This window comes from Metapseudomonas resinovorans DSM 21078, assembly GCF_000423545.1.
Lineage (GTDB): Bacteria > Pseudomonadota > Gammaproteobacteria > Pseudomonadales > Pseudomonadaceae > Metapseudomonas > Metapseudomonas resinovorans.
The window spans coordinates 44,218-57,676 of the sequence record NZ_KE384033.1; the positions used below are offsets into that span (position 1 = coordinate 44,218).

Here is a 13,459-nt window from a genome sequence, read left to right on the forward strand (position 1 = left end):
AGCGTCCATGATTGAGGTCAGGGTCACCCGCAAACACCCGGAAGCCGAGGGCATCTTCAGCTTCGAACTCGCTCGTGCCGATGGCGGTCCGCTGCCGCCGTTCAGCGCTGGGTCCCATGTCGACGTGCATCTACCGGGCGGGCAGGTGCGTCAGTACTCGCTGTGCAACCACCCGGACGAGCAGCACCGTTATCAGATCGCAGTGTTGCTGGACCCGTCGTCCCGGGGCGGGTCGCGTGCCATGCACGAGCAGGTTGAGGCCGGCAGCCACATCCGCATCAGCGAACCGCGCAACCTGTTCCCGCTCGTTCACGGCGCGCGGCGCACACGGCTGTTCGCCGGCGGTATCGGCATCACCCCGATCCTCTGCATGGCCGAGCGCCTGGCCGCCACCGGGGCGGCATTCGATATGCACTACTGCAGCCGCTCGGCGGAACGTACCGCGTTTCTCCAGCGCATTCGCGAATCGGCGTTCGCCGCGCAGGTGACGTTCCATTTCGATGACCAGCGGTTGAAAGCGGCCGAGGTGCTGGCGGGTTACGCCGATGGGGATCATCTCTACGTCTGTGGCCCCGGCGGCTTCATGGCCCACGTGCTGGAGGAAGCGCGCCTGGCGGGCTGGCCGGAGTCGAGCCTGCACCGCGAATACTTCGCCGCCGAGCCGCAGGATCACGCGGATGACGGGGCCTTCGAAGTGCAGCTGGCCAGCGATGGACGCTGCTTCCAGGTCCCGGCGGATCGCAGCGTGGCCGACGTGCTACTGGAGGCGGGGATCGACCTGCCGCTGTCCTGCGAGCAGGGCATCTGCGGCACCTGTCTGACCCGCGTGCTGGAGGGCGAACCGGAGCACCGCGACATGTTCCTCACAGTCGAGGAGCAGGGGCGCAACGACCAGTTCACGCCCTGCTGCTCGCGTTCGCGCAGCTCCCGCTTGGTGCTGGATCTCTGAGCATTGATGCCAGGCCCGGGCTCGCGGGTGGATGTGAAAAGCGACATTCACCCTACGGATTCGGTAACGGGCCGATGGCGGCGGCGATCACCGCCGCTTCGGTCTGCTCGCGGGTCAGCGAGCCCAGCATGTAGGGCTTGAGCATGTTGCTCTGGCGCAGGCGGGCGTAGCCGTAGAGGGTCGACCACATGGCGATCAGGCGCGCCTGCAGGCGGTCGTCGTCGGTCTCTTCCAGGGCTTCGCGCAGCGTCGCCGCGATGCCCGCGTAGACACTTTGGAGCAGGGTGCCCAGTTCGTCTTCGTCCTCGGCCTGTTGCAGCAGGCCCGAGTCGTACATCAGCAGGAACAACCCCGGCTGCGCCTCGGCGAAGGCGAGGAAGGCGCGGCAGGCCGCCCGCGCTTTGTCCTGCGCAGTGCCCGTGCCCGCTGCCACCTCGCGGTGGGCTTCCAGCAGGCGGCGGAACCCTTCGCTCGCGCACGCGCGCAACAGCGCATCACGGTCGGCGAAGTGCCGGTAGGGCGCGCCCCTGGAAACTTCCAACACCTGTGCCAGGTCGCGTAGCGACAACCCCTGGTAGCCGTTCTGTTCAACCGCGTCGAGGGCGGCGTCGATCAGCGATTGCCGCAGGTTTCCGTGGTGATACGCACGTGTCTCGTTCATGGAATAAGCCATTGACCGGAGTGGGGGGGATGACTAATGTGAGCGCTGCTTACATGCCTTCGATCAGTCGTCCCTCGAGTCTGTCCGCCGCAGCCACGGCGCAAAGGCGCGAGCATATCAGGGGGACGGGCAATCGATGCAGGTAGCCCTGTCGAAACGCCCATGAGGACAAGAACAAGATGAACTTCCTGAAAAACGCCTGGTACGTCGCCGCCTGGGACGATGAGGTCAAACCCGGCGAACTCTTCGCCCGGACCCTGTTGAACGAGTCCGTGCTCTTCTTCCGCGATGAGGCGGGCAAGGTGCAGGCCATCCACAACCGCTGCCCGCATCGCTTCGCCCCGCTGTCCATGGGCAAGCTGTGCGGCTCCCATGTGCAATGCGCCTACCACGGCCTGGAGTTCGATGGCAGCGGCGCCTGCACCCGCAATCCGCATGGCGAGGGCGCGATTCCGCGCGCGGCGAAGGTCCGCGCCTATCCGGTGGCGGAGAAGTACAGCGTCATCTGGATCTGGATGGGCGACGCCGTTGCAGCGGATGAAGCGCTGATCCCGGACTTCGGCTGCATGGAGCCGTCGCGCGCCTACGTCGCCAAGCGCTATCTGCACGCGCGCGCGAATTACGTGCTGGAGTCGGACAACATTCTCGACCTTTCGCATATCCAGTACCTGCATCCGAGCACCCTGGGCAGCAGCGATGTCAGCCGCGCCATCACCAGCGTCGAGCAGCAGGGCGATACCGTCTGGTCCTACCGCCAGACCGTCGCCGAGATCATGCCGGACTTCCTCTACACGGCCATGGGCATCCCCCACGGCACGTCGGTGGATCGCTGGATCGATGTGCGCTGGGACGCGCCGGCTAACATGCTCCTGATCGCCGGGGCGGTGCCCACCGGCCGCCCGCGTGCCGAGGGCCGGGAAACGCCGTTGCCGCACCTGTTCACTCCGGAAACCGAGACCACCACTCACTACTGGTTCTCCTTCCCGATCCCTCGGGAGATGGGCGAGTTGGGGGAGCAGATCGCCGAGCAACAGGTTTCCGCCCTCAACCAGCCGTTCAGCACCGAGGACCTGCCCATGCTCGAAGCCCAGCAGCGGATGATCGGCGACGCCGATTTCTGGTCCCTCAAGCCGATCCTGCTGCCTGGTGATGCCGCGGCGGTGCGCGCGCGCCGGGTGCTGGACAAGCTGATCGCCGACGAGCAGGCGGCTCAGATCAGCATGAGCGTGGTGCAGGGCTGAGTATCCCTCCAGGCGATACCTCGCATCTCCAATCGCGATTGGTTGGGCCGGCGAGGGCCGTGGCAGCCTGCGCCCTCACTTGAGACTCAGAGACGGGCCGTGCTTCAGGACATGACATTTCTCTGTTACGAGGATCACTTGGAAGAGGGCGTTGCGCGGGGCTTCGATCCCTGGGGCGAGGGGCGCGACACCGTGCTCGCCCTGCGCTGGCGCGGGCAGGTGCGGGTTTACCGCAACCTGTGCCCGCACCTGGCTGTCGCCATGCAGTACCGCAAGGATCGCTTCATGTCCGGCGACGGCCAGCACATCGTCTGCTTCGCCCACGGCGCGCTGTTCCGTCCCGACAACGGTTTTTGCGTGCTCGGCCCTTGCCTTGGCCAGTCTTTGCAGGCACTGGATGTGCGCGCCGAGGCGGATGGCGGCCTGTGGCTGGACGAGGTCCGCCGTGCGGCCCGCGAAGGAGCGCATCCATGCGTTTCCACGGTCTCGACCTGAACCTGCTGGTGGTTCTCGATGCGCTCGTCGTCGAGCAGCATGTAACCCGCGCCGCTACCCGCCTGCACTTGACGCAATCGGCCGTGAGTGCCGCCCTTGGCAGGCTGCGGGAGCATTTCGCAGATCCGCTGTTCGTCCTGGTCGGTGGCCGGATGCTGCCGACGGCGCTGATGCAGCGATTGCATCCGCGCATCCAGGGCGTGCTGGACGGCGCACGGGGCATCGCTTTCGCCAATGCCGGTTTCGAGCCACGGGAAACCCGGCGGCGCTTTCGCATCATGGCGTCGGACTATGTGATCGCCGTGCTCATGCCGAGGTTCCGACGCCGCCTGGCGGACCTCGCGCCGCAGGTCGACCTGCAACTGCTCACCCTGCTACCGCACCGTGGCGCCGAGCCGGGTAGCCTGGTGGACGAGGCCCTGGAGCATCGCCATTGCGACCTGGTGATCCTGCCTCATGTCCACCGCTCCACACGGCATCCGGAGCAAGCGGTGTTCGAGGATGGATTCAGTGTCATCGCCTGTCGCGAGAATCCCGATGTGGTCAGGGGGCTGAGCTTGGAACGCTACCTGGGGTCGCCCCACGTGGTGCGCGAGACGGGGGCAAGCGCCCTGGGCAGCATGGAGGCGGAGTTCCTCGCCAGCCAGGGCCTGGAGCGACGGGTAGCGGTAGCCGTGGAGCAGTTTGGGCTGGTCCCTGAGTTCGTAGTCGGCGGGCCTTGCCTGGCTACGCTGCACAGTCGATTGGCAACGCTTTACGCGAGCCGCTTCCCGCTGCGGTTGCTGGAGCCGCCGCTCGTGTTTCCGCCCACCGCGCAGGTGATGCAGTGGCACGCCTATCAGGATGGCGATCCGGCGTTGGCCTGGTTGCGTCAGGTGCTGCTGGAGGCGGCCGCCTGACTCCCGGCGCTATCAATTTTCGTCATGGCCTGCGACCACTATCTTTCACTTCCTCGCGCTTGGGGCGCTGGGTAGCGTGACGGCACGACAACAAGAGACCCGACCGCCATGCCCAGACACCACGTTCACTGCAAGACGCTCTTCACCGGGCTGGAAGACCATGCCCGCCACGATCAGGTGCTGACTATCGAGGACGGTCTGTTCACCTATGTTGGCCCCCGCGAGGGCGCGCCGCAGCCGCAGCCGGGTGAGGCCCGGCTGGACACCGGTGAGCACTTCGTCATGCCCGGTCTGGTGGATGTCCACACCCATCTGGTGTTCGGCAATGCCAAGAGCGAGGAAGACATCGACCTGCACGTCTCGCCGGAATTCCGTGCGCTGCGGGGGCTGTTCTTCACCCAGCATGTGCTTGCCGCCGGTTACACCTCGGTGGTGGTGCCGGGGGACGCCGGCCAGTGCAGCATCGCCGTGCGCAACGCCATCAACGGTGGCCTGTTCAGCGGTCCGCGTATTGCCGCCAGCAGCAATGTGATCGCCAACCGGCAGAGCCTCAACGACTGGTTTCCCAGCTGGGTCGGCACCCCCGACTACTTCACCGGACGCCTCTGCGCCACCCGCGAGGAGCAGATCGGCGAGATTCGCCGGCAGGCCAAGGATGGCGTCGACCTGATCAAGATCGCCATGGACGGGACCCACTTGCGCCCCAACGGCGAGCACATTGCCGCCTTCACCCAGGACGAGACATACACGATGGTCGAGGAGATCCACCGCCTCGGGAAAAGGGTGGCGGTGCATGCCTATGGACGCGAGGCGGTGCTCTACGCGGCAAAGGCCGGGGTCGATGTGATCTTCCACGGTTTCTTCATGGACGATGCCTGCATCGAGGCGATGCTCGAATCGGGCAGCCACCTGGCGCCGACCCTCACCATGCTGGCCAACAACGTCGAGTTCGCCGAGGCCTACGAACCGTCTACCCGCTGCGGCTATGCGGCGATGCAGCGGCGGGTGATCGATGCCGGCTGCCGCAACCTGCGCCGCGCCCGAGAGGCCGGTGTGCCCTTCATGACCGGTAGCGACAGCGGCTTCGCCATCACCCCCTACGGCGAATGGCATGCGCGGGAACTCGAGATCCTCGTCGACTGGCTTGGCTTCACGCCGGCGCAGGCGCTACGCGCAGCGACCTCGGTGTCGGCGCGGATGATGCCTGCCACGCAACCGGTCGGCGCCCTTGAGGTGGGGCGTCGCGCCGACTTCATCCTGGTGGACGGCTTGCCGCTGGCCAATGTGTCGATCCTCCAGGAGCGCGAACGCATCCGCGGCGTGTACCTCGGTGGGCGGCGCGTCGACGCGCAGGTGCCGGGCTACGACCCCTTCAAGGTCAGTGATTTCAACACGCTGAAATGGTCTGAGTTGCATACCCGCCAGCGTGCCATTGAGATGGGCAAGCGCCCGGCCCGCCAACTGGTCTGAGGAGAGATTGCAATGAACCGACTGACCCTGGAAGCCGCCTCCATCATGGTCGATGCCGCCCTGGAGGAAGGACGTCGCCTGGGCTTGCAGCCCCTGTGCGTAGCGGTGCTGGACGCCGGCGGCCACCTGTTGGCGCTCAAGCGCGACGAGCGCGCGAGCCTGCTGCGCCCGCAGATCGCCAACGGCAAGGCGGCTTCCGTGCTCGGCATGGGCTTCGGCGGCCGTGAACTGGCACGGCGCGCGGCAGCCCTGCCGGCCTTCTTCAACGCCTTGAGCGACCTGTCCGGCGGCAACATGCTGCCCGTCCCCGGCGGGGTGCTCATCCGCAATCAGCGGGAGGAGTTGCTGGGCGCCATCGGTATCAGTGGCGATACCTCCGACAACGACGAACGCTGCGCCATCGCCAGTGTGCTGGCGGCGAACCTGGTGCCGGATACCGGCGAATCCTGATCCCGCTGCAACGAAGGAATATCCATGGCAAAGGGCTTTCAGCGCTACCTCCGCGCTTCGTGAAAGAAGAAAGGCCCATCATCGATGGGCCTTTCTCGTGCTCGAACTCGAGGCTGGCGCATTGCGGCGACAGCCTGCGGATTCACGCCAGTTCCAGCCAGATCGGCGCATGGTCCGACGGCTTTTCCATGCCGCGCAGGTCGTAGTCGATGCCTGCGTCCTTGAGACGTGCCTGCAGCGGTTGGCTGGCGAGGATCACGTCGATGCGCAGGCCGCGCTTGGGGGTGTCTTCGAAGCCGCGGCTGCGGTAGTCGAACCAGCTGAAGCGGTCATTCACCTCGGGGTTGAGCTGGCGGAAGCTGTCCACCAGTCCCCAGCTCTTCAGGCGCGCCAGCCACTCGCGCTCTTCCGGCAGGAAGCTGCACTTGCCGGTCTTCAGCCAACGCTTGCGGTTTTCTTCGCCGATGCCGATGTCACAGTCTTCCGGCGAGATGTTGATGTCGCCCATCACCACCAGCGACTGGCTTGGCTGGAACTGCTGCTCCAGCAAAACCTGCAGGTCGGCGTAGAAGCGCTCCTTGGCCGGGAACTTGACCGGGTGATCGCGGCTTTCGCCCTGGGGGAAGTAGCCGTTCATCACGGTCACCGGGTTGCCCTGGGCGTCGGCGAAGGTGCCATAGATGAAGCGACGCTGGGCGTCCTCGGTGTCGCCGGGGAAGCCCTTGGAAAGGGACAGCGGTTCCTGGCGGGAGAGCAGGGCGACGCCGTAATGGCCCTTCTGCCCGTGGTAGTGCACGTGGTAGCCGAGCTGGCGGATTTCGGCTTCGGGGAACTGCTCGTCGGAGACCTTGGTTTCCTGCAGGCCGATCACGTCGGGCTGGTGCTTGGCGATCAGTGCTTCAAGCTGGTGAGGACGTGCCCGCAGGCCATTGATATTGAAAGAAACGATCTTCATCGCGAAGGCATCCTGGCAAAAAGGCGATGCTAGCCGAAGGCAACGACCCCGGCCAGTCGCATGGCCGGGCTGGGGAACTGGTGCTAATTTCCCTCATGGCCCGATAGAACCCATAACAAATGAGGTGCCGTGAATGCCCGGTTACATCCCTACTGCGCCGGTCGAAGTGCGCATGCTGGACGGTGGCTATGCCCGCGAGGCTCGCTCCCTGCTGTTCCACGCCTATCGTCATGAACCCACATTCGCCTATCTGTTCGAGGCGGAGCGCCCGGGCTATGAGCAGCGGGTACGCGCCACGGTGCGGGAACTGGTCCAGCAGCATTTCCTGGAGGACCTGCCAGCCATTGGCCTGCTGATCGAAGAGCGCCTGGTGGGGGTCGCCCTGATCGCACCGCCGCAGCGCCGTATGGATATCACCGAAAGTTGGGGCTGGCGCCTGCGCATGCTGCTCACCACCGGCTTCCGCTGCACGCGCCGCTACCTCGACTACCACGACGCTGTGCTCGCTTGCCTGCCGCCGGGGCCGTACCACGTGCTGCCGCTGTTGGGTATCCACCCTGAGTTCCAGGGGCGTCACCTGGGTGAACAGTTGCTTGAGGCCCTGCACAACTGGTGCGCCGAGGATGATGGCTCCCAGGGCGTTGTGCTGGACACCGGCAACGTTCGCTATCTGGAGTTCTACAAGCGCCAAGGCTACGAAGAGGTGGGGGAGGTGGCCCTTGGACCGGTGGTCGAGCATGTGTTCTTCCACCCCAATCCACGACCGCTGATGCGCGCCAACGTCTGACAGAACTTGGGCACGGAAAGGCCGGAATGCCGTGCTAGCATGCCGCGCATGAATTACCGCCAAGGATTGCGCGGGCCGCTGCTGCTAGGCCTGCTTTGCACAAGTAGTCTGGCGCTGGCCAAGGCCACGCTGGACGTGAAGGTCGAACCTGCCAATGCGGCGCTGAAGGCCAATATCGAGGCCTACATCGGCGCCCTTGGCGATCGCAATGAAGAAGCCTTGCGACGTTTCCGGCGTTCCGCGGAGGAGCAGGCGCACCAGGCCGCCCAGGCACTTGGCTATTACCAGTCCGAGATCGACAGCCGTGTCGACGGTGGCAAGGACCCTTCTCTGCATGTGCTGGTGGTGCCCGGCGAGCCGGTACGCCTGCGCAACGTCGTGGTGAGGATTGATGGCGAGGCCAGCGCCCTCGTGGTCTTTCGCGTCCCCGAAAGCAAGGCGCTGAAGCAGGGCGCCCAGCTCAATCACGGCGCCTATGAGGATGCCAAGAAGCTGATCCAGAACCAGGCCCTGCGCTACGGCTTCTTCGACGGACGCTTCACCCGGCAGCGGCTGGACGTCGACCCGCGCGCTGGCGTCGCCGATATCGAGCTGGTCTATGAAAGCGGCCCACGCTACAGCCTGGGCGCGGTCAGTTTCGACGGTGACACGCCTTTCGACCCGGACCTGCTGGCGCGACTGGTGCCGTTTGCGGCCAACACGCCCTACGACTCCGACCAGGTCGCCAAGCTCAGCCAGAACCTCCAGGCCAGCGGCTATTTCGATGAAGTGCGGGTGGATGCCAGCCCGGTGAAGGGCGCCGGCCGGCTGATACCGGTCAAGGTCAGGCTGGCAGCGGTGAAGCCGCGCACCGTGGGGCTGGGGGTCGGCATTTCCACCGACGTGGGACCTCGCGCCCGAGCCAACTGGACTCGCCACTGGATCAACCCCCAGGGCCATCGTCTGGGTGCGGAGACCGAAGTTTCCCCGGTACGACAGAACGTCGGCACCTGGTACGAGATTCCCCTGGACCCGCCCCTCACCGACACCCTGCGTTTTTCCACCGGTCTGCAGCGCGAGGACCTGGTGGATGTGGAAAGCCGCCGCTTCACCCTCGGTGGCCAGTGGCAGTCGAAGCTGCCCAATGACTGGCAGCGGGTGGTGTCCCTGCGCTGGGAGCAGGAGACGTTCGACTTCGGTGATGGCAGCGACGATGGTCGCAGCAGCTTCCTGATTCCCGGCATCAGTTACGGCGTGACCCGCAGCGACAACAAACTCGATCCCAATCGCGGCTATTCGCTGCAGTTCGATGTGCGTGGCGCCAAGGAGGGCATCCTCTCCGACACCGATTTCACCTACGCCAGCGCCATGGCCAAGGGACTCTACACCCTGCCTGGCGGCCATCGCGTGCTGGGCCGTGTGCAGGCCGGTGGGATTGCCACGACCGACTTCGATGCCATTCCGCCGTCCCTGCGCTTCTTCGCCGGTGGTGACCAGAGCGTGAGGGGTTACGACTACCAGACCCTCTCGCCGGAAGACAACAATGGCAAGAAGGTGGGCGGTCGCTACCTGCTGGTGGGGAGTGCCGAATACCAATTCCCCCTCACAGAAAAATGGCGCCTGGCAGCTTTCGTCGACCGCGGCAACGCCATGGACTCTCTCAACGCGGCCATGAAGACGGGCGCCGGCCTGGGCGTGCGCTGGGTCTCGCCGGTGGGGCCGATTCGCCTGGACGTGGCGAAGGCGCTGGATGACCCGGGCGGCTATCGACTCCACTTCTCCATGGGGCCGGAACTGTGAGGCGCGCGCTGAAATTTGGCCTCGCAGGGCTGGCCGCCATCCTGGCAGGCATCGTGGCGATTCCGGCCGTGCTGCTGTTCACGGAGGTCGGCGGGCGCTGGTTGCTGGGCCATGTACCCGGGCTCGAAGTGGACGGCTTCAGCGGCACGCTCGGTAGCCGGTGGAGCGCGACGCGCCTGTCCTGGCAGCAGGATGGCACCGTCCTGAAGCTGGATGCGCCACGGCTGGATTGGTCGCTCGCCTGCCTGATGCGTCGCACCCTCTGCATCAACGAACTGGCCAGCGACAGCATCCAGCTCGATCTGCCGCCGTCGCAATCCGACGAAGCGACTGGCCCGATCAGCCTGCCGGAGTTGCGCCTGCCGCTGGCGCTGGAGGTCGGGCAGGTGCGCGTCGGTCGCTTCGTCCTCGATGGCGGCGATCAGTTCCAGCAACTGGACCTGGTGGCGCGCTGGCAGGCTGATGGTCTTCAGTTGGAGCGCCTCAGCGTGCGTCGCGATGATCTCGCGCTGGAACTGCAAGGTTCCCTGCGCCCCGAAGGCGATTGGCCCATGACGGTGCAGGGCAGCCTGCAGTTGCCCGCGCCGGGCGAGGGGCCCTGGAGGCTGGCGCTGAAGGCGAAGGGCGATCTGCAGGGCGTGCTCACGCTCCAGGCTGACAGCAGCGGTTACCTCAGCGGCCGCCTGGACGGCGAACTCCGCCCGCTGGCAGACAACCTGCCGGCCAGTGCTACGTTGCGGGCCGATGGCTTCAAGGCCAGCGCCGGCTTGCCGGATACCCTGGCCCTCAATCAGGTGGAGCTGACTGCAAAAGGCGATCTCAAGGACGGCTACGTCGTACAGGGGAAGGCCAGCCTGCCGGGTGAAGGCGGCGCAGTGGCACTCGGCCTGGATGGCCGGGTCGATGCCCAGGGTGCGGATATCCGGCAGCTTCTGCTCACGGGCGAACCGCAACAGACCCTGGCATTGCAGGGGCGGGTCGACTGGCAGCGGGAACTCGCCATCGACAGCCGCCTGCAATGGCGCGACTTCCCCTGGCAACGCCTGTTCCCCCAGGAACAGCCGCCGCCCGTGGAGTTGCACCAGTTGGACGCCGAGGTGCGTTACGCCGGCAGTCGCTATGACGGCAAGTTCGACGCCCGCCTCAAGGGGCCGGCCGGTGACTTCAGCGTCGGCAGCCCGATGACGGGTGACCTGGCCAGCGTCACCCTGGCCGATCTGCAACTCAAGGCCGGGCAGGGCCGTGCCCAGGGTCGGGTGAAAATCGATTTCGCCAGTGGCGTCGGCTGGGACAGCCAGTTGGCCTTGAGCGAGCTCGACCCTTCCTACTGGCTGGCCGAACTGCCGGGCAAGCTGGCCGGCAATCTGCAATCCAGGGGCGCCTGGCGTGACCAACGCCTGGACCTGAATGCCGATCTCGACCTCAAGGGCCAGCTGCGGGGCCAGCCTGCACTGCTCCAGGCCAAGGCTGTAGGTGCGGGCGAACGATGGCAGCTCCATGCGCTGCAGGTGCGCCTGGGCGACAACAGGATCGAAGGCCGGGGCCAGTTGGACCAGACGCTCAGCGGCCGCCTCGACCTGGCCCTGAATCGCCTTGGCCAGCTTTGGCCAAAACTCTTCGGCAAGGTCCAGGGGCGCCTGGATCTGGCCGGCACGCTGCAGGCACCGCAAGGCAAGCTGGTGCTGACCGGCGAACGCGTGGGGCAGGGCGACAACCGCCTCGACAGTTTCAAGCTGGATGCCCAGTTGGACGCTGCCCAGCGTGGTCGAGTGCAACTGCAAGCGGACGGGTTGGCCTCTGGTGACAACGAGTTAGGGACCCTGACAGCCGAAGGCTCAGGTGATCGTGTTCGTCAGCAACTGGAACTCAACCTCAAGGGGCCCTTGCTCGACCTGTTGCTGGCCCTGGACGGCAAGCTGGAGGGCGGCAACTGGCGCGGGCGGCTGGCGCGGGGCGAGGTCCAGGCCAGTGGACAGGACTGGCGCCTGGAAGCACCGGCGCGGCTGGAACGGCTGGCCGACGGCAAGCTGAACTTCGGTGCGCATTGTTGGCGCTCCGGGCCGGCGAGCCTGTGCGGCGGCGAGCAGCGCCTGATGCCCGAGCCGAAGCTGGACTACCGCCTGCGCGACTTCCCCCTGGCCAGCCTGGCGCGCTGGCTGCCTGAAGACTTCGCCTGGCAGGGCGAGCTGAATGCTGATCTCAAGCTCGACTTGCCGGCCAGCGGACCCAACGGTCGCATCACCCTGGACGCCGGCAGCGGGGTGCTGCGATTGAAGGAGGAGGATCGCTGGGTCGACTTCCCCTACCGGCGCCTGCTGTTGGACAGCACCCTGCGCCCGCAACGCATCGACAGCCAACTGAGCTTTCAGGGCCAGGGCCTTGGTGAGTTACAACTGGACGCACTGATCGATCCGCGCCCGGCGAACAAACCATTGTCCGGTCAGTTCCGTCTGGATGGGCTGGACCTCGCCGTGCTGCGCCCGTTCGTGCCCAAGGTGGAAACGCTGGAAGGCCGCTTGCAAGGGGCCGGCAGCCTGAGCGGCACCCTGCAGGCGCCCTATGTACTGGGCAACTTGCGGCTGGCCGATGGCCGCATCGGCGGTGGCGACCTGCCCATGAGCTTCGAGTCCCTCGGCCTCGATGCGCGTATCGCTGGCGAAAGCCTCGAGCTGAGCGGGCAGTGGCGCAGCGGCGAACAGGGGCAGGGCAGCCTGTCGGGCAACCTGGCCTGGGCACGTGGCCTGGACCTCGACCTGGCGCTACGTGGTTCGCGCCTGCCGCTGGTGGTGGAACCGTACGCGAACCTGGAAGTGGAACCCGACCTTCGCATCGGGCTCGCCAGCGGCCGTCTGGCGCTGACCGGCAAGGTGCTGGTGCCGCGCGGCAAGATCAAGGTGCGCGAGCTACCGCCCCAGGCAGTCAAGGTCTCACCGGATGCGCGCCTGGTGGGCGAGCAAGACGCCGAGCAGCAGCCGCTGGAAATGGCCATGAACGTGGACGTGGAAGTCGGCCAGGATCGCCTGCAGTTCTCTGGCTTCGGCCTGACCGCGGACCTCCAGGGCCACCTCAAGGTCGGCGACAACCTCACGGGGAACGGGGAGCTGGTATTGAAGAACGGTCGTTATCGTGCCTACGGCCAACGCCTTGACCTGCGCCGTGCGCGCCTGCTGTTCGCCGGTCCGCTGGACCAGCCCTATCTGGACATTGAAGCCGTCCGCACGGTGGGTGACGTCACCGCTGGCCTGCGCCTGAATGGCCGTGCCGATGAGCCCAGCACCGAAGTCTTCTCCAATCCAGCCATGAGCCAGGAACAGGCGCTGTCCTACCTGATTCTTGGCCGGCCATTGAACACCAGCGAGGGCGACGGTAATGCAGTGGGCCGAGCCGCTCTGGCCATGGGCCTGTCCGGCAGTGCGCCGCTGACCAGCGAATTGGCCCAGCGCCTCGGCCTCAAGGATCTGCAGCTCGATGACGACGGCGCCCTGGGGCAGATCACCGACCGCCTGAGCATTCGCTACGGCCTCGGCGTGGTGGATTCCACCAGTGTCGTGGCGCTGCGCTACGAGCTGACCAAGCGGCTCTACCTGGAAGCCGCCAGTGGTCTGGCCAGCTCGCTTGACCTGTTTTACAAGAAGGATTTCTGAGGTAGGAGATAGCCTTTCTGGCTGGCGGAAATCGCCTGGGATCGTGCTAGCATCCGCGCCGCGGTCTGCCTCAGGCCTTTCCAGTGCCCGTCCTGCAGTCCTTATGTCCTGGTTGGCGACGTCACCCGT

General features: G+C 66.0%; 11 protein-coding genes. 9 read left to right on the top strand and 2 right to left on the bottom strand.

Annotated features, from left to right (window positions below; translation table 11 throughout):
- Positions 1–7 precede the first annotated feature (7 nt).
- Positions 8–949, top strand: a complete 942-nt coding sequence (locus tag G559_RS0126975) for a PDR/VanB family oxidoreductase (protein ID WP_028631214.1) — start codon at positions 8–10, stop codon at positions 947–949.
- Positions 950–1,001: 52 nt separating this feature from the next.
- Here G559_RS0126975 and G559_RS29670 read toward each other — a convergent pair whose 3' ends face one another.
- Positions 1,002–1,610, bottom strand: coding sequence for a TetR/AcrR family transcriptional regulator (locus G559_RS29670; RefSeq protein WP_051246927.1), 609 nt, complete (start codon positions 1,608–1,610; stop codon positions 1,002–1,004).
- Between the two features lie 179 nt (positions 1,611–1,789).
- On the opposite strand from G559_RS29670, the gene G559_RS0126985 reads away from it, so the two are divergent.
- The 5 genes from G559_RS0126985 to G559_RS0127005 all read left to right on the top strand — a co-directional run bounded on the left by G559_RS0126985 (position 1,790) and on the right by G559_RS0127005 (position 6,165).
- On the top strand, positions 1,790–2,851 hold the full coding sequence (locus tag G559_RS0126985) for an aromatic ring-hydroxylating dioxygenase subunit alpha (protein WP_028631215.1): 1,062 nt from the start codon (positions 1,790–1,792) through the stop codon (positions 2,849–2,851).
- A 111-nt stretch (positions 2,852–2,962) separates the two neighbouring features.
- Positions 2,963–3,346: a Rieske (2Fe-2S) protein gene (locus tag G559_RS0126990; protein WP_036997941.1), complete on the top strand. Its 384-nt coding sequence runs from the start codon at positions 2,963–2,965 to the stop codon at positions 3,344–3,346.
- Positions 3,322–4,245: a LysR family transcriptional regulator gene (locus tag G559_RS0126995; RefSeq protein WP_028631217.1), complete on the top strand. Its 924-nt coding sequence runs from the start codon at positions 3,322–3,324 to the stop codon at positions 4,243–4,245. The genes G559_RS0126990 and G559_RS0126995 overlap by 25 nt, the downstream gene beginning before the upstream one ends.
- 108 nt (positions 4,246–4,353) lie before the next feature.
- Positions 4,354–5,715: a metal-dependent hydrolase family protein gene (locus G559_RS0127000; RefSeq protein ID WP_028631218.1), complete on the top strand. Its 1,362-nt coding sequence runs from the start codon at positions 4,354–4,356 to the stop codon at positions 5,713–5,715.
- A gap of 12 nt (positions 5,716–5,727) precedes the next feature.
- A complete protein-coding gene (locus tag G559_RS0127005) occupies positions 5,728–6,165 on the top strand; it encodes a GlcG/HbpS family heme-binding protein (protein WP_028631219.1) in 438 nt (145 codons plus the stop codon).
- A 142-nt stretch (positions 6,166–6,307) separates the two neighbouring features.
- On the opposite strand, the gene xthA is transcribed toward G559_RS0127005, so the two are convergent.
- Positions 6,308–7,120: an exodeoxyribonuclease III gene (xthA, locus tag G559_RS0127010; protein WP_028631220.1), complete on the bottom strand. Its 813-nt coding sequence runs from the start codon at positions 7,118–7,120 to the stop codon at positions 6,308–6,310.
- Positions 7,121–7,253: 133 nt separating this feature from the next.
- On the opposite strand from xthA, the gene G559_RS0127015 reads away from it, so the two are divergent.
- Genes G559_RS0127015 through G559_RS0127025 form a run of 3 tightly spaced genes read left to right on the top strand, consistent with a single transcriptional unit; the run spans position 7,254 to position 13,330 of the window.
- Positions 7,254–7,907: a GNAT family N-acetyltransferase gene (locus G559_RS0127015; RefSeq protein ID WP_028631221.1), complete on the top strand. Its 654-nt coding sequence runs from the start codon at positions 7,254–7,256 to the stop codon at positions 7,905–7,907.
- 48 nt (positions 7,908–7,955) lie between these two features.
- Positions 7,956–9,686: an autotransporter assembly complex protein TamA gene (locus tag G559_RS0127020; protein WP_028631222.1), complete on the top strand. Its 1,731-nt coding sequence runs from the start codon at positions 7,956–7,958 to the stop codon at positions 9,684–9,686.
- Positions 9,683–13,330 (top strand): translocation/assembly module TamB domain-containing protein, encoded by a 3,648-nt coding sequence (locus G559_RS0127025; RefSeq protein ID WP_028631223.1) that lies wholly within the window; start codon positions 9,683–9,685, stop codon positions 13,328–13,330. The genes G559_RS0127020 and G559_RS0127025 overlap by 4 nt, the downstream gene beginning before the upstream one ends.
- Positions 13,331–13,459: the final 129 nt, after the last annotated feature.

Bases quoted from the DNA above. Each gene is read 5' to 3' on its own strand.
- G559_RS0126975 (WP_028631214.1), top strand. From the start codon at position 8: ATGATTGAGGTCAGGGTCACCCGCAAACACCCGGAAGCCGAGGGCATC.
- G559_RS29670 (WP_051246927.1), bottom strand. From the start codon at position 1,610: ATGAACGAGACACGTGCGTATCACCACGGAAACCTGCGGCAATCGCTG.
- G559_RS0126985 (WP_028631215.1), top strand. From the start codon at position 1,790: ATGAACTTCCTGAAAAACGCCTGGTACGTCGCCGCCTGGGACGATGAG.
- G559_RS0126990 (WP_036997941.1), top strand. From the start codon at position 2,963: ATGACATTTCTCTGTTACGAGGATCACTTGGAAGAGGGCGTTGCGCGG.
- G559_RS0126995 (WP_028631217.1), top strand. From the start codon at position 3,322: ATGCGTTTCCACGGTCTCGACCTGAACCTGCTGGTGGTTCTCGATGCG.
- G559_RS0127000 (WP_028631218.1), top strand. From the start codon at position 4,354: ATGCCCAGACACCACGTTCACTGCAAGACGCTCTTCACCGGGCTGGAA.
- G559_RS0127005 (WP_028631219.1), top strand. From the start codon at position 5,728: ATGAACCGACTGACCCTGGAAGCCGCCTCCATCATGGTCGATGCCGCC.
- xthA (WP_028631220.1), bottom strand. From the start codon at position 7,120: ATGAAGATCGTTTCTTTCAATATCAATGGCCTGCGGGCACGTCCTCAC.
- G559_RS0127015 (WP_028631221.1), top strand. From the start codon at position 7,254: ATGCCCGGTTACATCCCTACTGCGCCGGTCGAAGTGCGCATGCTGGAC.
- G559_RS0127020 (WP_028631222.1), top strand. From the start codon at position 7,956: ATGAATTACCGCCAAGGATTGCGCGGGCCGCTGCTGCTAGGCCTGCTT.